The following is a 20,159-nucleotide window of genomic DNA, read 5'->3' as shown; positions in this document are numbered from 1 at the left end:
GGACCTGCCCGCCGGACGGGAGATCGCCGGGCCAGGTTTCGCTCGGCTGGGGCACATTGGAACCATGCACATACGGCAGCGCCTCGACCGGCCGCGGCAGCCGTGGCGCTCGCGCCACGCGCTGGTGGCGATTCCACTGGTGCTGATCGTCGCGATCACCCTGGGGGACATCCACTCGCCGGAATCCGTCCACCTCGGCCCGCTGCTCGTCGTGGCCCCCGCCATCACCACCTCGTTCGGCGGTTACCTGCTGACCGGGCTGATCGGGGCGCTGGCGGTGGGAGCGGAGTTGATCATCGCGGTGGTCCAGGGCGGAGTGAGCAGCACCAACCACATCTCGCAGCTCGTCGCGCTCGCGATCCTCTCGGTCTTCGCCATGGTGGTGTGCTTCTTCCGGGACCGGCAGAAGGCGGAACTGGCCCAGGTGCGGTCCGTGTCCGAGGCCGCCCAGAGAGCCCTGCTGCGCCCGCTGCCCGACCACCTCGGCGACCTGCACATCGCCTCCTCGTACCTGGCGGCCGAGAAGGAGGCGTGCATCGGCGGCGACCTGTACGCGGTGACGCGCACCGGGGACCGTACACGGGTGATCGTCGGCGACGTGCGGGGAAAGGGGCTGGCCGCGATCGGGGAGGCGGCCACGCTGCTCGGCTCGTTCCGGGAGGCCGCGCACCACCACGCCACGCTGCCCGCCCTCGCGGAGGCCCTGGACCGCAGCGTCTGCCGCTACCTCACCGAATTCCCGGAAGCGGACGGGGAGGCCCAGGAGCACTTCATCACGGCGCTGCTGCTGGAGATCCCCGAGCACAGTCCCGTGGCACGGGTCGTCCACTGCGGGCACCCGCCGCCTTTCCTGATCAGGCACGGTCACGTCATCTCCGTGACGAGTCCCCGCCCGGCGCCTCCGCTGGGCATGTCGGGACTCCGGCCGGACGCCTACGACACGCATGCCTTCTCGTTCCACCCAGGTGACACCCTGCTCCTCTACACCGACGGCGTCGTGGAGGCCCGTGACCGCGGCCGGGTCTTCTACCCGCTGCGGGAACGGGTCGCGCAGTGGACCAAGTGCGGACCCAGGACGCTGGTGCAGCGCGTGGAACAGGATCTTCTCGCCCACACCGACGGGGCTCTCGGCGACGACGCCGCCATCCTCGCCATCCGGCGCGCGCCCGTGCCGCACACCGGCCTCCACCTCAGTCATCGGGTGCACGAAGCTGTCTGACGTGGCGCAGGAACGCGGCGACCGCGGGAGACAGGTCGCCGCGCGGATGGACGACTCCGACGGTCCAGGCGGGCGCCTGCGCGGCGAAGGGGCGGACCGGGAGTTCCGGGAACCGGGCCGCGAGCGACGGGGGCATGATGCACACGCCGAGGCCCTGCCGGACGAGATCGGCGGCCGCGAGCAGGTCGTTCACCTCGAACGTGACGGCGCGTTCCAGGGACGCCGCCTGGAAGGCCCTGTCGACCTCGTGCCGCACCGCCCAGCCCGGAGAGAAGTCCACCAGCGGCAGCCCGGCGGCCTCGGCCAGGGTCACCGGACCCTCGGACGGCAGACCGTCCGGCGCCGGCGCGGTCATCAGGACCATCTCCTCCCGTGACAGCAGCCGGGTCGAAAGACCACGTGGCACCGGGGTGTCCAGAGCGGTCACGGCCAGGTCCACGGCACCGTCGCGCAGCGCCTGCGGGATGTCCGCGGCCGGGGCCTGGCGCAGCCGGACCACCACGCCCGGATGCTCCCGGTGGAAGTCCGCCAGTGCCGTCGCGAGGCCGCCGTGCAGCCCTTGCATCACACCGATCGTGATCTCCCCGTGCAACTCGCCCTGAGCGAGGTCGACGGCGGTCCTGGCCTCCTCGGCAGCGCGCAGGGCGGCACGCGCGGCCGGCAGGAAGGCGCGCCCCGCGGGGGTCAGCGACACCCGGTGGGTGGTGCGGTGGAACAGCGCCGCGCCCAGTTCGCGTTCCAGGGCGCGGACCGCGCTGGAGACCGCTGACTGCGCGACGTGCAGCCGCCGGGCCGCGGCGCTGAACCCGCCCTCTTCGGCGACCGCGACGACGACCTTCATCTCCCGAAGATCCATGGCCGGCCTTCCCTGGGCCATCTCCCGCACAGATAACCGTCATCTTGGATTATCTCCGCACAACGGGAAAAAACGGATCCGCCGGGTCGTTGGCACCAGAAGGCGGTGAACGCGGCGAACGAAGGACCGAGGCCGTTCACCGCCGCCGGAATCCACCGTCGAGACAGTCGAGGACGGGAGTGCTCTCATGCCGCCGACGTCGGCCACGGGTGCGCGTACGGACCGCGCGTCCGCCCCGAAGACCCGAGCCTCCGCGCGTCCGGACACCGTGTTCCGGTACGGCGCGGGGTTCTGGACGGTCGCCGCGGTGTTCGTGACCGCGATGGCGTTCTCCACCGTTCCCACACCGCTGTATCCCCTGTACGAGGCCCATGACGGGTTCTCCACGTTCACGGTCACGGTCGTGTTCGCCGTCTACGCGGTCGGAGTGCTGATCAGCCTGCTGCTCGCCGGGCACGTCTCGGACTGGCTGGGCCGCAAGAAGGTCATGACGTCGGCCCTGGCACTGGAACTTCTCGCCGCCGCCCTGTTCCTGTCCGCGCCGGCCCTGCCGGTACTGCTCGTCGCCCGGCTGGTCACCGGTCTCGGCGTCGGCACACTGACGGCGACCGCCACCGCCTATCTTCAGGAACTGCACAGCGCCCACCGGCCCGGCGCCTCGGCACGGCGGTTCGAGATCGTGTCGACCGCGGCCAACATCGGCGGACTCGGCCTCGGGCCCATCGCCGCCGGAGTGCTCGCCCAGTACCTGGGCGCGCCGCTCCGGCTGCCGTACGCGGTCTTCTTCGTGCTGCTGCTGACCGGCGCGGCCGCCATCGCGCTGATGCCCGAGACCGTCGACAAGCCCACCGTCAGGCCACCCTACCGCCCGCAGCGAGCCGGGATCGCCCTCGGCGACCCCGGATTCCTCGCCGCCGCGGCGGCCGGGTTCACCTCCATGGCCGTGTTCGGCCTGTTCACCTCCGTGGTCCCCGGATTCGTCGGCGGGACCCTGCACCACCCGTCCCGGGCGCTCGCCGGACTGGTCGTGTCCGCGGTGTTCGCAGCCGCGGCGGCGGCCCAGACGGGCACCGGCCGGCTCGGCGCCCGGGCGCGCTGGCACATCGGGCTGCTCGCCCAGGCCGTGGGCATGGCCGTCCTCACGGTGGGCATCCACCTCGCCAGCCTGCCCGTGTTCCTGCTCGCCGGGATCATCGCCGGGGCCGGCGCGGGCGTGCTGTTCAAGTCCGCCGTCGGGCAGGTGGCGGGCGTGGCGGCGCCGTCCCGGCGCGGCGAAGCCCTCGCCGGTCTGTTCCTCGCCTCCTACCTCGGTCTGGCACTGCTTCCCGTCGGCCTTGGAGCGGCCAGCCGCACCATGAGCCTGTCCGACGCGACGACGTGGTTCACCGTCGTCGTCCTCGCGCTGCTCGTCGCCGTGGCCGTACGCGGTCGCCGCCAGGGACCCACCGCGACCGGCGAGCCCGCTCCACGGCACGGGCGATGAACCCGGCCGGGCAGCGTCCATGGGCTCCACCCGACTCCCAGACCGTCAGCCACGACCGGGCACACGGCAACCACCTCCCGGACGGCGCCGAGCAACGGGCCCGCGCCGCGGCTCGGACACGGAACCGGACGACATGCTCACCGCGCGGTGGTGACGTGTGCCGAGCCGGTGCGAAAGCCTATGAGGGATCCCTGTGTGTGACCCTTCGAGAGACGAGAACGTGCCATGGAGTTCATTCACGAGACGCTGCCGCAGCGAGTGGTGTTCGCACCGGGTGGGGCGGCGGGCGCGGTGGCCGGCGAGGTCGCGGCGCTGGGGGCGCGGAAGGCCATGCTGATCGCCTCCGACCGCGAGGCGGCCCTGGTCGACCCGATCGCGCGGGAGATCCCGGTCGTCGTGCGCCACGACGAGGTCGTGATGCACGTACCGGTCGAGGTGGCCCGGCGTGCCCGCGACGCGGCCGCCGCATCCGGCGCCGACGTGCTGGTCAGCGTCGGCGGCGGCTCGACCACGGGTCTGGCCAAGGCGGTCGCGTTGACCACCCGCCTGCCGATCGTCGCCGTCCCGACGACCTACGCCGGCTCCGAGGCGACCAACGTGTGGGGCCTGACCGAGGGCGGGACCAAGACCACCGGGGTCGACGACGCGGTGCTGCCGCGCTCGATCGTGTACGACGCCGTCCTGCTGACCGGCCTCCCGGGTGAACTGTCGGTGGCGTCGGGGCTGAACGCGATGGCGCACTGCGTCGACTCCTTCTGGGGGCCGCGCGCCGACCCGATCGACCGCGTGCTCGCGGGGGAGGGCGTCCGCGCCCTGGCCGCCGGCCTGCCCGTCGTGGCCGGGGACCCGGCGAGCACGCCGGGGATCGAGCAGACGCTCTACGGCGCCTACCTCGCCGCGGTCTCCTTCGCCGGCGCCGGTTCGGGCATGCACCACAAGATCTGCCATGTGCTGGGCGGCATGTTCAATCTCCCGCACGCCCAGACCCACGCCGTCGTCCTGCCCCACGTACTGGCCTTCAACGCACCCCACGCCCCCGAGGCCGAGCAGCGCATCGCGCAGGCCTTCGGCAGTACGACCGCCTCGGCGGGCCTGGCCGCGCTGCGCGCCAGGCTCAACGCGCCGAAGGCGCTCAGGGACTACGGCATGCCAGAGGACGGAATCGCCAAGGCGGTCGCGCCGATCCTGGCGGCGATCCCCGCCGGCAACCCCGCCCCCGTCACCGGGGACGACATCACCGCACTGCTGCACGCAGCATGGGAAGGGAGCGCACCGTCATGACCGACGTCCGCACCGGGTCCGCCGGGGCCGAGCACGAGACGCCCCGGCCGTCCGTGTCCGCCGAGCAGGAGGCCCGGGAGGAGGAGCTGCTCCAGCGCGTCGTCCGCTCCTTCGGCCAGTGCCGGGACCCGCGCCTGAAACAGGTGATGGTCTCGCTGGTCGAGCATCTGCACGCTTTCCTGCGGGAGGTCCGCCCGACCGAGGAGGAGTGGGCCGCGGCGATCGCGTTCCTCACCGAGGCCGGCCACATCACCGACGACAGGCGGCAGGAGTTCATCCTGCTCTCCGACACCCTCGGCGCCTCGATGCAGACCATCGCGATCAACAACCAGGCCTGTGGTGACGCCACTGAGGCGACCGTCTTCGGACCCTTCTTCGTCGAAGGCTCCCCGAGGATCCCGATCGGCGGCGACATGTCGTTCGGCGCGACGGGGGAGCCGTGCTGGGTGGAGGGCACGGTCACCGGCTCCGACGGCGCTCCGCTGGCCGGCGCCCGCATCGAGGTGTGGGAGGCCGACGAGGACGGCCTCTACGACGTGCAGTACGACGACGGCCGTACCGCGGCCCGGGCCCACCTCTTCACCGACCGGCAGGGCCGCTACAGCTTCTGGGGCATCACGCCCACGCCGTACCCGATCCCGCACGACGGGCCGGTCGGCAGGATGCTCCGGGCCGTCGGCCGCTCGCCGTACCGCGCCTCGCACCTGCACTTCATGGTCACGGCGGACGGCCACCGGCGGCTCGTCACGCACGTCTTCGTGCGCGGCGACGAACTGCTCGACCGCGACAGCGTCTTCGGCGTCAAGGAGTCGCTGGTCAAGGACTTCGAACAGCGGGCCCCGGGCACCGCCACCCCGGACGGCCGCCGGATCGGGGGCACCTGGTCGAAGGTGCGCTTCGACATCGTCCTGGCACGAGCCGAAGCCTGAGCGACGCTCAATCAGCAGTGCATCAAGCTGTATGACGAACCCGTCATGACGAATCAGGCGAGACCGAACGGCAGTGAGGGGTGGGCGTCGGCGATCTCGATCAGGCGGTTGTACTTGACGGTCCGTTCGCCGCGCGCCGGGGCACCGGACTTGATCTGGCCGCAGCCGGTCCCCACGGCGAGGTCGGCGACGAAGTCGTCCTCGGTCTCGCCGGAGCGGTGGGAGACCATCTGCGGGTAGCCGGCCTCGCGGCAGACCCGCAGGGCGTCCAGGGTCTCGGTGACGGTGCCGATCTGGTTGACCTTGATGAGGGCGGAGTTGGCGACCCGCTTGCCGACCGCCTGGGCGATGAGGGCGGGGTCGGTGACGAAGATGTCGTCGCCCATCAGTTGGACGCGGTCGCCGAGGCGTGCGGTCAGGCGGAACCAGCCGTCCCAGTCGTCCTCGGCAAGTCCGTCCTCGATGGACCACACCGGGAAGCGGCCGACGATCGCCTCGTAGCGGTCGATGAGCCGGTCACTGCTCAGCGCCTCGCCCGCCACCCGGTACAGGCCGTCCGGCCCGCGGAACTCGCCGGCGGCCGGGTCCAGGGCGATCGCGACGCCCTCCCGGCCGGGGATGCGGCCGGTGTCGCCGATCGCCTCGACCAGGAGTCGCAGGACGTCCTCGGGGCGGTCGACGGCGGGGGCGAAGCCGCCCTCGTCGCCCAGGCCGGTGGCGTGCCCGCCGGCGGACAGGCGGGACTTGAGCCGCGCGTACACCTCGGCACCCGCGCGTACGGCCTCGGGCAGGTCGGGCGCGCCGAGCGGGGCGAGCATGAACTCCTGGAAGTCGAGGTCGCCGGCCGCGTGCACGCCGCCGTTGACGACGTTGAAGTGCGGCACCGGCAGGCGTGGGGTGGTGCCCGCGACCCGGGCGAGGTGCTGCCACAACTCCCGCCCGGCGAGGGCGGCCTCGGCGCGCCAGACGGCGAGGGAGACACCGACGACGGCGTTGGCGCCCAGCCGTGACTTGGTGCCGGTGCCGTCCAGTTCGATCAGCGCCCGGTCGACGTCGGCGGCCGAGGCGAAGCCGCGGCCGGTCAGGGCCCGGGCGATCTCGCCGTTGACGTGTCCGACCGCCCCCAGCACGCCCTGCCCGCCGTATCGGGACCGGTCGCCGTCGCGCAGTTCGACGGCCTCCCGGGTGCCGGTGGACGCACCGGAGGGGACGCCGGCCCGGACCCGGGTCCCGTCGCCCGCGGTGAGGGTGACGGCGAGCGTGGGGCGGGCGCGGGAGTCGAGGATCTCGACGGCGTGCAGCCGACCGATCCGCAAGGTCATGGGCTTTTCCCCTCGGATCCTTCGGGAACGGTCCCGGAACGTTCCTCAGCCGTGGACGGGCGCCTGCTCGCCGGTGGCACGGGTGCGGGAGGCTTCGATCTCCGCGTAGGCCTGCTCGCGGCCCTCCCAGTGCGAGCCCTCGACGGACTTGCCGGGTTCCAGGTCCTTGTACACCTCGAAGAAGTGGGTGATCTCCAGCCGGTCGAAAATGGGGATGTCGTCGATGTCCTGCACGTCCGCGTACCGCGGATCGTGCGCGGGGACGCAGAGGATCTTCTCGTCGGGGCCGCGTTCGTCCTTCATGGCGAACATGCCCACCGCCCGGCACTCGATGGTGCAGCCGGGGAACGTCGGCTCGCCGGTCAGCACCAGCGCGTCCAGCGGGTCGCCGTCGCGGCCCAGCGTGCCGTCGATGTAGCCGTAGTCCGCCGGATACTGGGTGGAGGTGAACAGCAGCCGGTCCAGCCGGATGCGGTGCAGTTCGTGGTCCATCTCGTACTTGTTCCGGGACCCCTGGGGGATCTCAACGATCACGTCGAACTCCATGGTGTCCTCCTGGTGGCGGAAGCCGTCTCGCCGTGCGGCACCAGGGCGTGCGGCCGTACGTGCCGGGCGGGCATGGGCGGACCGGGCCGTGGCCGGGGAGCGAGGGCCGGTCGGCGTGGGCATCGTTCCTCCTGGTCACATCCGTTGGACCAGGGACCGTCAGCGGCGTCATGCCGCGGTTTCGGTGAGCCCCATCACCGACGCTCGGCGCGTTCTGCGGGTGCCCGGCGGATCGCCGTGGCTGGCATCCAGCGTACGCCGAACAGGTCTCGTCGACACCGCGACCAGGTCGGCGACGCCGCGCGTCACGCCGGGCACGCCGTCCCGAGCGCCCTCCGTGGTGTGGCCCCGACCCCGGGCGGCGGCGATCCTCTTCATCGGCGGCCCGTCCCGGCACCGGACATCGGCCGCACCGCCAGCAGCACGGGAACGGCGGCCAGTTGCAGCACGACCGAGAAGGCCACCAGATCCGTCACCGAGCGGTCGTAGAGGGCTCCCAGGGCGAGACTGCCGGCGAACCAGCACAGTCCGAAGCCGGTGTCGAACAGACCGAAGGCGGAGGCCCGCCGGTCCGGGCCGACCATGCCGGTGACGGCGGCCCTGACCACGGACTCCTGGACGGCCGCCCCCAGACCCCACAGCACCACACCGATCACCGCGGGTACCGCGTTGCCGAGGAAGACCAGCGGCGGGAAGCACGCCGTCAGCAGGGTCGCCCCCACCACCGTCCGCAGGCCCCACCGGTCGAACGACCGGCCGAGCACGAGGGCGGCCACCGCCTCGGAGGCCATGGCGCCCGCGTACAGCACGGGAATCCAGGGGGTGGCGACCACATGGGCCCGGCCGAAGTGGTAGGCGATGAGCGGGTAGTCGGTGTAGGCGGCGGCGATCAGCCCCATGCCCGCCAGGTAGATCCAGAAGGCCCTCGGGGTGCCCCGCCGGTCGGGAACGCCCTCGTCGACTTCCAGGCCCGCCGGATCGGGATACCGACGCCACGCGCCGGCCAGGACGAGGAGCGTGAGGGCGGCCGGAACGGCGAGCACGGCGAAGCCGACACGGTAACCGCCGTGCAGGGCCAGGACTCCGGCCACGATGAGTGGGCCGGCCGTCGCACCGGCGGCGTCGAGGGCCTCCCGTACGCCGTAGACCCGGCCGCGGCCCAGCTCGGCGGTGGCGTGCGCGAGCATCGCGTCCCGGGCCGGGGTGCGCATCGCGCGGCCGCTGCGCTCGGCGACGATCAGCACGGCGGCCACCGGCCAGTAGCCGGCCACGGCCAGCAGCGGTACGGCCAGCATCTGCACCGTGTAGCCGACGGCCGTGATCGGCCAGTACCTGCCCGTGCGGTCCGCGGCGCAGCCGAACACGAACCTCAGTGCGTAGCCGAGGAGTTCGCCGGTTCCGGCGACCAGGGCGACGACGAGGCCGCCGGCGCCGAGCGAGCCGAGGAAGGGGCCGGTGACTCCGCGAGCGCCCTCGTGGGTCATGTCCGAGAACATGCTCACCACGCCGATGAGCAGCACGAAGCGCAGCGCCGCGCTCCTGGCCGGGGCGGTGTGCCCCGGCCGTGGTGCCGCCGGTGTCCGCTCACGGCGGTCGGGCAGGGCCATGAACGTCTCCGTCGGGCCGTCCCGCGCGGCGGGTGGGTGCTGTGCGCGGGCGTGTTCGGAGGGCCAGCCGCGGACCGGGCGGCGGTGGGCGACCGGGTGAGGGCGGGTCACCTCGGGGCCCGGCCGCCTGCGTTTGCGGGCCTGGCGGTCGGTGAAGTCGCCCTCGAAGCAACACCAGTCGGCGCCCCGCTCCCAGGCCAGGATGCGCGTGGCGACCCGGTCCAGGAGACCTCGCAGCCGGCCGGTCGCCCCAGGCCCGCCTGATCCGCGGGAGGGTGGACTTACCGGTGCCGTTCGGCTCCACCACGCCGATCCTGGCGCCGGGCGGGAGGGCGAGGGCGACGGCATCGAGGACGACCTCGTAGCCATGGGCCCTGCGGACCCTGCGCATCGTGTACACGTACATCCGCGGCGCCTCCGTGGCCGGGCCGCCGGTCGGCGGCCGGTACTCGCAGAGGCCATCGGCACCGGATGTGCGGGCAAGGGCGAGCCTCATCGCCCATCACCGTCCATGCTGCTCCCACACCGGGCCCACAGGCCAGCCGGAGCCGGATGGAGCTGGTCACGGGGTGTGCAGCCACACGTCGATCCAGGTCACGGCCATCCCGCCGCGCCTCAGGGTCGCCGCCCGGCGGACCGCGCTGCCGGCGAACAACGGCCCGAGCGCGGCGCACCTGGCGCCTGTTCGATCACGATCCGTCACTGCCCGGCGATCGCCAACCCGAGTCCGACGCGGGGCCGCCTGTACACGGCCGGTGTTCCGCCGCGCTCAGCAGGCCGTGGGTGACGAGTCCGTACGGCAGGTGCGGCACCACGTCCGACGCCCAGTCCTGGGCCGACCAGCTCGCAGGGTCACTCACTCCCGGGCGTGCCACGGGCAGGTCCGCGGCGGGCAGGGCCAGGGCGCGGGTGACCACCCCTCCCAGCAACCAGGGCATCCGGACGCCCGCACTGCGGGCCAGGGCGACGGCCGCTCCCGTACCGCGGTCACCGCCTCCAGTTCGGCCCCAAGTCGTCGACGCACACCCACTGTGCGCCGGGCGGCATGATCGGCGACAACTCCTGCGGGGCGTCCGCCGAGGTGCGGGAGTTCCTGCCCAGCGACCGTGACCGCGGGACCCGCCCCCGCACACACGGCGGGTGGTGACGGCACCACCCCCGACCCGTCGGCCGGCGCGGTTCGGCGTAGTGCCGTAACGCGCCGGCCGACGTGGCCGCCGAGGGGTGGGCGGAAGAGCGGCGTCTAACGCCGACCGGCCGTGGCGGCCGGGAGCGCCGCTTGCGCCGTCTCGGCGCAGGTCACCGGGCGGCTCCGAACTCCTGGGTCCAGTAGTTGCCGGGCTGGGCGAGACCGACGCCGATCTCCTTGAAGGAGCAGTTGAGGATGTTCGCCTTGTGGCCGGCGCTGGACATCCAGCCCGCCATCACCTGCTCGGGAGTGGCGTAGCCGTAGGCGACGTTCTCGCCGTAGGTCTGCCAGCTGTAGCCGGCGCGCGTGATGCGGTCGCCCGGGGCGGAACCGTCGGATCCGGTGTGCGACATGTTCTGGTGGGCCGCCATGTCCTCGCTGTGTGCCTGGGCGGCCTTGGTCAGCTTGTCGTTCACGGTCAGCGCCGAGCAACCGACCTTGGAACGCTCGGCGTTGACGAGTTCCACGACGCGAGCCGTGGCCCCGGAGGACGTGCTGGTGTCATTGGACGCGCTCGGCTCGGCGGGCGCACTGGCCTCCGGCGCGCTCGGTTCGGCCGGAGCGCTCGGTTCGGCGGGCGCACTCGGTTCGGCGGGCGCAGCGGTCTCCGGCGCACTCGGTTGGCTGGGGGCGGCCGGCTCGGCCGGGGACTCCGGCGAAGAGGGGCTGACCGGGGAGACGGGGTTGCCGTGCCGGTTCCAGCCCGGGTGGCCCTGCCGGTTCCAGCCGTGGTTGCCCTGCTGGTTCCCGGCGCCGTAGGAGGGGCGCTCTCCGGGGGCGGACGGCTGGTTGCAGGCCAGTGCGGTGGAAGGTATGGCGACGGCGCCCGTGGCGACGGCGGCGACGACTATGCGCCGGTAGTGCAGCTTCTTGCGGTGCGTGCCCATTGCGTGACCTCGCTCGGGGTGGGGGGTCGTCATTCTCTGGACGGCTCCGCAAAGGGCGCAAAGGGCGCTTGTTACTACGTGACCTCGTACTTTCGCGAGACCCTTGCGAAAGCGAATGCGGGCGTGCTGTTCCCGGCTGCCGCGGCCGCCGGATTCCTGGCACACCGTCAGAAGGCCGCAGGCGGCGTGGGACGAGCGAGGGCGGCGGGGGAGGGGAGCACCGCCGGGCCGGTAGCGACGCGCTCTGCACGAAGATGGACAAATCCCATATGTCGGCAGAGCGGCATCTACTAAGCTGCCCGCTTAGTTACGTGAATGATGTGATGGATGTCACGGAATCGCGGTTTCGTGACCATGTTCCACGTGATGTGTCGCCGGGTCCCGCGTGATGCGAGAGGGCGCGGCGACACGCTGGACTTTCACCCTTCGTTTTCTTGAGTCGTTCGTGTTTACGGCGTAGGTTCGGCGCATGACCGGACCTCGGACCGAGTCCACAGCCGGGGAGCTTCGTGACGCCGGCCTGCGTGTGACCGCCGTGCGGGTGGCGCTGCTCGAGACCGTACGGGCAGGTGATCACCTCGATGTCGAGGCGATCGCCTCCGGGGTGCGCGAGCGCGTGGGTCACGTCTCCCTGCAAGCCGTCTACGAGGCGCTGCGCGCGCTCACCGCGGCGGGGCTCGTGCGCCGTATCGAACCGGCCGGCAGCCCGGCCCGGTTCGAGGGGCGCGTCGGGGACAACCACCACCACGTCGTGTGCCGCTCGTGCGGTGTCGTCGCCGACGTCGACTGCGCCGTCGGCGACGCTCCCTGTCTGGCCGCGTCCGAGGACCACGGCTTCTCGATCCACGAGGCCGAGGTCAACTACTGGGGCCTGTGCCCCGCCTGTTCCACCTCCGGCAGTACCTGAGCTCGCGATCCGCCCAGTCCGGAAGGAAGACCATGTCCGAGAACCCCGATGCAATCGTGACCGACCCGAAGACGGAGGGCACAGGCGGCTGCCCGGTCGCGCACGGTCGTGCGGCGCACCCCACCCAGGGCGGTGGAAACCGCCAGTGGTGGCCGGAGCGCCTCAACCTGAAGATCCTTGCCAAGAACCCCGCGGTGGCCAACCCCCTCGGCGAGGACTTCGACTACGCCGAGGCGTTCAACAGCCTCGACCTCCCGGCCGTCAAACGGGACGTAGCCGAGGTGCTGACCACCTCGCAGGACTGGTGGCCCGCCGACTTCGGCCACTACGGCCCCTTCATCATCCGGATGGCGTGGCACAGCGCCGGCACCTACCGGATCAGCGACGGCCGGGGCGGCGCCGGCGCCGGCCAGCAGCGCTTCGCACCGCTCAACAGCTGGCCGGACAACGGGAACCTGGACAAGGCCCGCCGCCTGCTGTGGCCGGTGAAGAAGAAGTACGGCCGGAACCTCTCGTGGGCCGACCTCATGATCCTCGCCGGCAACGTCGCCCTGGAGTCGATGGGCTTCAAGACCTTCGGGTACGCCGGCGGCCGTGAGGACGTGTGGGAGCCCGAGGAGGACGTCTACTGGGGTCCCGAGACCACCTGGCTCGGCGACGAGCGCTACACCGGCGACCGCGAGCTGGAGAACCCGCTCGGCGCGGTCCAGATGGGCCTGATCTACGTCAACCCCGAGGGCCCGAACGGCAACCCGGACCCGATCGCCGCGGCCCGCGACGTCCGTGAGACGTTCCGCCGGATGGCGATGAACGACGAGGAGACGGTCGCCCTGATCGCGGGCGGTCACACGTTCGGCAAGACCCACGGCGCGGGCCCCGCCGATCACGTCGGCCCCGCTCCCGAGGGCGCCTCGATGGAGGAGCAGGGCCTGGGCTGGCGGAACACCTACGGCACCGGCAAGGGCGCCGACGCGATCACCAGCGGCCTTGAGGGCATCTGGACGGACACGCCCACCACCTGGGACAACAGCTTCTTCCAGATCCTGTTCGGCTATGAGTGGGAGCTGTTCAAGAGCCCGGCCGGCGCCTACCAGTGGCGGCCGAAGGACGGCGCGGGCGCGGACACCGTCCCCGACGCCCACGACCCGTCCAGGCGGCACGCGCCCACGATGCTGACGACGGACCTCTCGCTGCGCGTCGACCCGGCCTACGAGCCGATCTCGCGCCGCTTCATGGAGAACCCGGAGGAGTTCGCGGACGCCTTCGCGCGCGCGTGGTTCAAGCTGACCCACCGCGACATGGGTCCGGTCGTGCGCTACCTCGGCCCGGAGGTCCCGGCGCAGACGCTGCTGTGGCAGGACCCGCTGCCCGAGGCGGAGTACGAGCAGATCGACGCCGGGGACGCCGCCGAGCTCAAGGCCAGGATCCTCGACTCGGGTCTGTCCGTGCCGCAGCTGGTGTCCACCGCGTGGGCGTCGGCCTCCACCTTCCGCGGCAGCGACAAGCGCGGCGGCGCCAACGGCGCTCGCATCCGGCTGCAGCCGCAGAGCGGCTGGGAGGTCAACGACCCCGACGAGCTGGCTACGGTGCTGCGCACCCTGGAGCAGGTCCAGGAGTCCTTCAACGCCGCCCAGAGCGGCGGCAAGCGGGTCTCGCTGGCCGACCTGATCGTGCTCGCCGGTGGTGCGGCCGTCGAGCGGGCCGCCAAGGAGGCCGGCTTCGACGTCGAGGTGCCCTTCACTCCGGGCCGCGTGGACGCCTCGCAGGAGCAGACCGACGCGGAGTCCTTCGCCGCGCTGGAGCCCACCGCCGACGGCTTCCGCAACCACTACGGGAAGGGCAACCGGCTGCCGGCCGAGTACCTGCTGCTCGACCGGGCGAACCTGCTGACCCTGAGCGCCCCCGAGATGACGGTCCTCGTCGGTGGTCTGCGCGCCCTCGGCGCCACGTACAAGGGCTCGCAGCTCGGTGTCCTCACCGCGACGCCCGGCGTGCTGACCAACGACTTCTTCGTCAACCTGCTCGACCTGGGCACGACGTGGAAGGCGACGTCCGAGGACGGCGCTGCCTTCGAGGGCCGCGACGCCGCCACCGGCGAGGTCAAGTGGACGGGCAGCCGTGCCGACCTCGTCTTCGGGTCCAACTCCGAGCTGCGCGCGCTCGCGGAGGTCTACGCGAGCGACGACGCGAAGGAGAAGTTCGTCGAGGACTTCGTCGCGGCGTGGGTCAAGGTCATGAACCTCGACCGGTTCGACCTCGCCTGATCGCGCCTGACCACAACCGAACACAGCTGATCACGCCTGACTTCGGCTGATCATGGCATCGAGGCCGGCCGGGCCGCTCCGGCCGGCCTCGATGTGTCTCCGCCTCCCCGCGTCCCGGAATCTTGTTTCGTCCTACATCTAAGTGCATAATGCACTTATGCATAAGCGGGTTATGGACCCAGCGGGTCCCGAGGCGTCGCCCGAGGACCTGATGATCGCCGTCGAACAGATGGTGCGCTACGTACGCCGCAGCGCCACCTCCGGCGGACTGAGCACGGCCGCCTCCTCGGCACTGTCCCGGCTGGGCCGCGAGGGCCCCTACCGGCTGACCGAGCTGGCGCGGGCGGAAAGCGTGTCCCAGCCCAACATGACCCAGCTCGTGACCCGGCTGGAGCGGGCGGGCCTGGTACGGCGCACCGCCGACCACAGCGACGGCCGGGGCGTGCTGGTGGAGGCCACCGACGCCGGTCTCGAACTCTTCCGGCAGCGCCGCGCCGAACGCGCCCGGGCCCTGCAGCAGCTCGTGGAGGAACTGCCCGAGGCCGAGCAGCGGGCGGTGCGGGTCGCGCTGCCGGCCCTGGCCCGCGTCATCGAGGACCGCCAGGCGCGCTCCTGACCCGCCGCGCCACCACCGCTCACCCCAGCCCACCTCACAGGAGAGGCGCACATGAGTGCACCGCACGGAAAAGCCGCCGGTCACGGAAAGGCCGCCAGCCCTTTCAAACAACCCAAGGCCGTCTGGGCCGTCGCGTTCGCCTGCGTCATCTCGTTCATGGGCATCGGCCTGGTCGACCCGATCCTGCCCGCCCTGGCCGAGAGCCTGCATGCCACGCCCAGCCAGGTCTCCCTGCTGTTCAGCAGCTACCTGATCGTGACCGCGGTCGCGATGCTGATCGTCGGCTGGTTCTCCAGCCGCTTCGGAGCCAAGCGCACCCTCGTCACCGGCCTGGCCGTCATCGTCGTCTTCGCCGCCCTGGCCGGCTCGTCGGGCTCCATCAGCGGCATCGTCGGCTTCCGCGCCGGCTGGGGGCTGGGCAACGCCCTGTTCATCGCCACCTCGCTGGCCGTCATCGTCGCCTCGGCCAGCGGCGGCTTCGGCGGCGCGATCATCCTCTACGAGACCGCGCTCGGCCTCGGCATCGCCGTGGGCCCGCTGCTCGGCGGCGAACTGGGCGCCATCAGCTGGCGCGGCCCCTTCTTCGGCGTCGCAGTCCTCATGGCCATCGCCCTCATAGCCACCCTGGCCTTCGTCCCGAACCTGCCGAAACCGGAACGCCGCACCTCGCCCCTCGCCCCCCTCAAGGCGCTGCGCCACCGCGGCCTGCTGACCATGGGCATCATGGCCCTGCTGTACAACTGGGGCTTCTTCACCATGCTCGGCTACGCGCCCTACCCGATGGAGCTCGGCGCCCACCAGCTCGGGCTGGTCTTCACCGGCTGGGGCCTGCTCGTGGCCGCCTTCAGCGTCTTCTTCGCCCCGCGCCTTCAGGCCCGCTACGGCACCGCCCCCGTCCTCTACGCCAACCTGCTCGGCCTGAGCATCGTGATGGCCGTCATCGCGGCCGGGGTCGCCACCCCCACCGTGGTCATCGTGGCGGTCGTCGTGAGCGGCGCGTTCATCGGCATCAACAACACCCTGACCACCCAGGCCGTCATGCTCGTCTCTCCGGTCGAGCGGCCCGTCGCCTCCTCCGCGTACGGCTTCCTGCGGTTCATCGGCGGCGGCCTGGCACCCTACGTCGCCGGCAAGCTCGCCGACGCCACCGACCTCAGCGTCCCGTTCTACCTCGGCGCCGCCACCTTCCTTCTCGCCATTCCGGTGCTGGCCTTCGGCCACCGGCTGCTGCGGGAGGCCGAGACGCGCACCGGTGAAGGGGAGCCCGTCACACCGACGTTCACGCCCGTCGGCACCCCGGCGTCCACCGGCACCCCGCCCGTGGTCGTCGCCGTCGGCGCCCACGAAGGGGCCGCCGTGATCGTCGACGCCGCGGCACGGCTCGCCCGGGACACCGGCAGCCCCCTGGAGGTCGTGCACGTCCAGCAGACCGCCGTCGTCGAGGAACAGGCGGCCGACGCCGAGGACTTCGCGCAGGCCCGCGCCACCGTCACCGCCCACCTCGACCGGCTCGCCGCGCATGGCGTCGTCGCGCGGGGCCAGATCCTCGGCAGCGTCGGCGACCACGCGGCGGCCGGCCGCGCCCTGGCCCGGCACGCCGTCGAGGTGGGCGCGCGCGCCGTGGCGGTGGGCCGTTCGCCGCGTGGCCCGCTCGCTCAGTTCGCCGACGGCAGTTTCACCGCGGCCCTGACCCACGCCGCCGCCTGCACCGTGGTCCTCGTCGACCCGGACAGCGAGCCGCGGCCGCTGACCGCGGCCACGTTGTCGGAACTCCGGGGCGCGGCGGGCTGACCGGCGGCGGATCCCCGGACGGGGACCGCGGGGCAGCCGTCCGCCGCGCGGTCCCCGTCCACGCGGCGGACGTCACCGGTCGCGTGGCGTGCGCCGCGTGCGCGAGCGGGGGTCGACGGCCAGGGAGCCCGCGGTGACCTCCTCGGGGCCGGATTCCGGCCGGTCCTGCCGGTCGCCGAGGAACGCGTCGCCGTACAGGTCCTCGAGCCAGGAGGACTGGTAGATCGTGTCGAGGTAGCGCTCCCCGAGGTCCGGGGCGATGGCCACGGCGGTCAGGGAGCGGGCGTCGTTGCGCGAGAGCCAGTCCATCGCGCCGCTGACCACCGTCCCGGTGGACCCGCCGAACAGGAAGCCGCGCCGGGCCAGTCGGTGGCAGGCGCGAATGGTGTCCGCCTCCTCGACCTGGACCACCTCGTCGACGAAGGACTCGTCGAGCAGCGGCGGGCGCATGCTCATGCCCAGGCCGGGGATCATCCGCCGGCCCGGCTTGCCGCCGAAGGCCACCGAGCCGACGGTGTCCACCGCGACGATCCGCACCGGCCGGTGCCACTCGCGGAAGAAGCGGGCACAGCCCATCAGCGTGCCCGTGGTGCCCGAGCCGACGAACAGCACGTCGAGACGGGGGAACTGGAGGGCGATCTCCGGGGCGGTCTTGCGGTAGTGGGCCCCCCAGTTGTTCGGGTTGGTGTACTGGCTGAGCCAGACGTACCGCTCGTCGGAGGCGCACAGCGCGCGGACGTAGTCGATCCGCGCGCCGAGGAAGCCGCCGTTGGCATCCAGGTCGGCGATGACGTGCACCTCGCTGCCCAGCGCCTCCATCAGCAGCCGTGCGGACAGGTTGCAGCGGGAGTCCGTCACGCAGAGGAACCGGTAGCCCTTGCTGGCGGCGATCATGCTGAGCGCCACACCGAGGTTGCCCGACGATGACTCGATGAGGATCGAGCGGGGCGTCAGGAGGCCGTCCCGTTCCGCGGCCTCCACCATCTCTGTCGCGGCCTTCATCTTGATCGAGCCGGCGAAGTTGAAGCCCTCGCACTTCAGGTAGAGCGAGCGCCCGAATGTCGGCCGGAGATCAACATAGAGTTGGCCTTCGTTGAAGGCGTGGGGGGCTGAGATGACGGGCACGCTGGCCTCCTGATGCCTGGGCCGAGGGTAGGAACGTTCAGCCGTATCGGCGCAGCTCATGGAAGAAGTCGTCGATGACATGCAGGTTTCCGGCGCGGGCCACCTCGTCGTAGACGTACTTGCCGACGGCGAGGTCGAGGATCCCCAGGCCGAACGGCGAGAAGATCACCGGCCGGTCGGTGGGCGGATCCACCCGCCCGGTCATGACGTCGTCGAGGGTGCCGTGCAGGAAGTCCCGGCCGCCGGTGAGCTGCTCGGTCAGGTGCGGCGAGGTGCCGGCCTTCAGGCAGTGCTCGACGTCGTCGACGAAGTTGGCCGCGGAGAGCAGGACCTGGGGGGCGAGATCGCGCAGCGACACGTGCAGGACGACCGGATGGTGGGTGAACCAGGCCGGGTCGGTGACGTGCGGCTCGCCGGCGACCGTCGCGAAGACCACCAGGTCGCTGGAGCGGATCAGGTCCTCGGCGCTCTCGTGGACGGTGACCTCGGAGGCGTGCCCGGCGGCACCGGTCTGGCGCAGGTAGCCGCAGAACCCGGCGGAGCTGTCGGCGGACACGTCGTACACGCCGACGCTGTCGAAGCTGAAGCCGGTGCCGGTCAGGAAGGTGTGGATGTAGCGCGCGATCAGGCCGGTGCCGAAGAAGCCGACCCGGGTGGGGCGGGGCCGGTTGCGGGTGAGCCAGTCGGCGGCCAGCGCCGCGGACGCGGCGGTCCTGGTGGCGCTGATGATGGAGCTCTCCAGACAGGCGAACGGGTAGCCGGTGTCGTGGTCGTTGAGGACCAGGACCGCCGAGGCCCGGGGCAGGCCGGCGCCGACGTTGGCCGGGAAACTGGAGATCCACTTCAGTCCGTCCACGCCCGCCGACCCGCCGACGGAGGCCGGCAGCGCGATGATCCGCGCCGTGGGACGGTCGGGGAAGCGCAGGAAGTACGATGGCGGGTTCACCGTGCTGCCGGAGCCGTGCAGCCGGTACGTCGCCTCGACCAGCTCCGTGAGCTGCTTCTCGCGCCCTTCGAGCGCTTGCCGGACCTGGGCGCCGGAGATCACGGCGAAGGTCGGCACCGGGGCGGGCAGCCGGGAGGTGGTCGGGTCGGTGGCGGGGGAGGTCACGGGGGTCATCGCCGGATTCCCTTCGGGGTCGGGCCGTACTCGGCCAGGCGCTGGGGCTCGGCCATGGCGACGAGTACCTGTCGGTCACCGGTGAAGGCCTCCCTGCTGTGCGCGGTGCGGATGTTGTCGACCAGCATCAGGTCGCCGGACTGCCAGGGCTCGCGTTGGGTGTGCGCCTCGTAGGTCTCGTTGAGCAGCTGCACGACCTCCTCGCCGATCGGTGCGCCGTCGCCGAAGAGGGTGTTGAACGGCAGCCCGTCCGCGCCGTACTCGTCCACCAGGTACTCGCGCACCTCCGGGGCCAGCGTCCACTCGTTGAGGAAGGCGATCTGGTTGAACCAGCAGCGCCGGCCGGTGACCGGGTGCCGGACCACGGCACAGCGCCGCTGCCGGGTGCGCAGGCCGCCGTCCGGCTGCCAGGCGAACTCGATGGCGTGGGCGCGGCAGTAGTTCTCGACGGTCTCGCGGTCGTCGGTGCCGAACGACTCCGCCAGGGACGCCCCGATCTCGTCGTTGTAGCTGCGGGTGAGCAGCCAGCCCTCGCGCTCGAAGCGCTCGGTCAGCTCCGCGGGCAGCGCGTTCAGCACCGCCTCCGCGTCGGCCACCGCGGTCGCGCCGCCCTCGTCGGGCGCGGTCGGGCACGCGAACAGCAGCAGCCCGGGCACCTTCAGCGCGTAGCTCAGCTCGTGGTGCATGCACATGGGCTGGTTGGCGGGCCAGGCGGTGGAGGAGTACAGACCGGGGCCGTAGGACTCGCGGGGGGCGAAGGCCTCCCGTTCCGGCATCAGCGGGCCGGCCAGTTCCGTGAAGACGGCGGAGATCTGCTCGGGCTCCCGCAGTGCCAGGCCGCGTACGAGCACGGCTCCGTGCTCGGCGACCCGGGCCCGCAGCGTCTCGCGGTGCTCGGCCGCCCATCCGGTCGCGTCCGCGGAGGCCTCGACACGCAGGACGGGCGGTCTGTCCGGTCGCAGCTCCACCTCCAGTACCGAAGCCGGGGACGAGAACGACATCTCGGTTTCCTTTCGT

The 20,159-nt window shown here is 72.1% G+C and carries 16 protein-coding genes; 8 read left to right on the top strand and 8 right to left on the bottom strand.

Annotated features, from left to right (window positions below; translation table 11 throughout):
* The first annotated feature begins 64 nt into the window (after window positions 1-64).
* On the top strand, window positions 65-1,219 hold the full coding sequence (locus tag ACWC91_RS15880) for a PP2C family protein-serine/threonine phosphatase (protein WP_225077592.1): 1,155 nt from the start codon (window positions 65-67) through the stop codon (window positions 1,217-1,219).
* Here the strand turns inward: ACWC91_RS15880 and ACWC91_RS15875 are convergent.
* Window positions 1,191-2,075, bottom strand: a complete 885-nt coding sequence (locus ACWC91_RS15875; protein ID WP_450641089.1) for a LysR family transcriptional regulator — start codon at window positions 2,073-2,075, stop codon at window positions 1,191-1,193. The two genes, ACWC91_RS15880 and ACWC91_RS15875, sit on opposite strands and share 29 nt — an antisense overlap.
* A 187-nt stretch (window positions 2,076-2,262) precedes the next feature.
* On the opposite strand from ACWC91_RS15875, the gene ACWC91_RS15870 reads away from it, so the two are divergent.
* The 3 genes from ACWC91_RS15870 to ACWC91_RS15860 all read left to right on the top strand — a co-directional run bounded on the left by ACWC91_RS15870 (window position 2,263) and on the right by ACWC91_RS15860 (window position 5,768).
* Window positions 2,263-3,558 carry an MFS transporter gene (locus tag ACWC91_RS15870; protein ID WP_450641091.1) on the top strand — a complete coding sequence of 432 codons (1,296 nt, stop codon included), beginning with the start codon at window positions 2,263-2,265 and terminating at the stop codon, window positions 3,556-3,558.
* Window positions 3,559-3,783: 225 nt separating this feature from the next.
* Window positions 3,784-4,839, top strand: coding sequence for a maleylacetate reductase (locus ACWC91_RS15865; RefSeq protein ID WP_376503782.1), 1,056 nt, complete (start codon window positions 3,784-3,786; stop codon window positions 4,837-4,839).
* Window positions 4,836-5,768 carry an intradiol ring-cleavage dioxygenase gene (locus tag ACWC91_RS15860; protein WP_450641092.1) on the top strand — a complete coding sequence of 311 codons (933 nt, stop codon included), beginning with the start codon at window positions 4,836-4,838 and terminating at the stop codon, window positions 5,766-5,768. The genes ACWC91_RS15865 and ACWC91_RS15860 overlap by 4 nt, the downstream gene beginning before the upstream one ends.
* Before the next feature lie 53 nt (window positions 5,769-5,821).
* Here ACWC91_RS15860 and eno read toward each other — a convergent pair whose 3' ends face one another.
* The 4 genes from eno to ACWC91_RS15840 form a co-directional block, all read right to left on the bottom strand.
* Window positions 5,822-7,090 (bottom strand): phosphopyruvate hydratase, encoded by a 1,269-nt coding sequence (gene eno / locus ACWC91_RS15855; RefSeq protein ID WP_450641093.1) that lies wholly within the window; start codon window positions 7,088-7,090, stop codon window positions 5,822-5,824.
* A 45-nt stretch (window positions 7,091-7,135) separates the two neighbouring features.
* Window positions 7,136-7,636 carry an inorganic diphosphatase gene (locus ACWC91_RS15850; protein WP_450641094.1) on the bottom strand — a complete coding sequence of 167 codons (501 nt, stop codon included), beginning with the start codon at window positions 7,634-7,636 and terminating at the stop codon, window positions 7,136-7,138.
* Between the two features lie 374 nt (window positions 7,637-8,010).
* Window positions 8,011-9,243 (bottom strand): MFS transporter, encoded by a 1,233-nt coding sequence (locus ACWC91_RS15845; protein ID WP_450641095.1) that lies wholly within the window; start codon window positions 9,241-9,243, stop codon window positions 8,011-8,013.
* Window positions 9,244-10,542: 1,299 nt separating this feature from the next.
* The gene (locus ACWC91_RS15840; RefSeq protein ID WP_450641096.1) at window positions 10,543-11,319 is read right to left on the bottom strand and encodes a CAP domain-containing protein; all 777 of its coding nucleotides are present in this window, start codon (window positions 11,317-11,319) and stop codon (window positions 10,543-10,545) included.
* Window positions 11,320-11,788: 469 nt separating this feature from the next.
* Between ACWC91_RS15840 and ACWC91_RS15835 the strand changes: the two genes are divergently transcribed.
* The 4 genes from ACWC91_RS15835 to ACWC91_RS15820 all read left to right on the top strand — a co-directional run bounded on the left by ACWC91_RS15835 (window position 11,789) and on the right by ACWC91_RS15820 (window position 16,897).
* Window positions 11,789-12,226 carry a Fur family transcriptional regulator gene (locus ACWC91_RS15835; RefSeq protein ID WP_225077584.1) on the top strand — a complete coding sequence of 146 codons (438 nt, stop codon included), beginning with the start codon at window positions 11,789-11,791 and terminating at the stop codon, window positions 12,224-12,226.
* A 32-nt stretch (window positions 12,227-12,258) separates the two neighbouring features.
* Window positions 12,259-14,490 carry a catalase/peroxidase HPI gene (gene katG / locus ACWC91_RS15830; protein ID WP_225077583.1) on the top strand — a complete coding sequence of 744 codons (2,232 nt, stop codon included), beginning with the start codon at window positions 12,259-12,261 and terminating at the stop codon, window positions 14,488-14,490.
* 157 nt (window positions 14,491-14,647) lie between these two features.
* Complete coding sequence (locus tag ACWC91_RS15825; protein ID WP_281154060.1) at window positions 14,648-15,106, top strand: MarR family winged helix-turn-helix transcriptional regulator; 459 nt, start codon at window positions 14,648-14,650, stop codon at window positions 15,104-15,106.
* Window positions 15,107-15,157: 51 nt separating this feature from the next.
* Complete coding sequence (locus tag ACWC91_RS15820) at window positions 15,158-16,897, top strand: MFS transporter (RefSeq protein WP_225077581.1); 1,740 nt, start codon at window positions 15,158-15,160, stop codon at window positions 16,895-16,897.
* Window positions 16,898-16,969: 72 nt separating this feature from the next.
* Here ACWC91_RS15820 and sbnA read toward each other — a convergent pair whose 3' ends face one another.
* The 3 genes from sbnA to ACWC91_RS15805 are packed head-to-tail and all read right to left on the bottom strand — an operon-like array spanning window position 16,970 to window position 20,143.
* Window positions 16,970-18,022 (bottom strand): 2,3-diaminopropionate biosynthesis protein SbnA, encoded by a 1,053-nt coding sequence (gene sbnA, locus ACWC91_RS15815; RefSeq protein WP_225077580.1) that lies wholly within the window; start codon window positions 18,020-18,022, stop codon window positions 16,970-16,972.
* A 37-nt stretch (window positions 18,023-18,059) separates the two neighbouring features.
* The gene (gene sbnB, locus ACWC91_RS15810; RefSeq protein WP_450640298.1) at window positions 18,060-19,142 is read right to left on the bottom strand and encodes a 2,3-diaminopropionate biosynthesis protein SbnB; all 1,083 of its coding nucleotides are present in this window, start codon (window positions 19,140-19,142) and stop codon (window positions 18,060-18,062) included.
* Entirely contained in the window at window positions 19,139-20,143 is a 1,005-nt protein-coding gene (locus ACWC91_RS15805) for a TauD/TfdA family dioxygenase (RefSeq protein ID WP_450640297.1), read from the bottom strand. The genes sbnB and ACWC91_RS15805 overlap by 4 nt, the downstream gene beginning before the upstream one ends.
* Between the last annotated feature and the right edge of the window lie 16 nt (window positions 20,144-20,159).

Source organism: Streptomyces sp. NPDC001204 (assembly GCF_053598035.1).
Note: the sequence above shows the minus strand (reverse complement) of the source record. Positions and strands in the feature narration are given on the sequence as shown.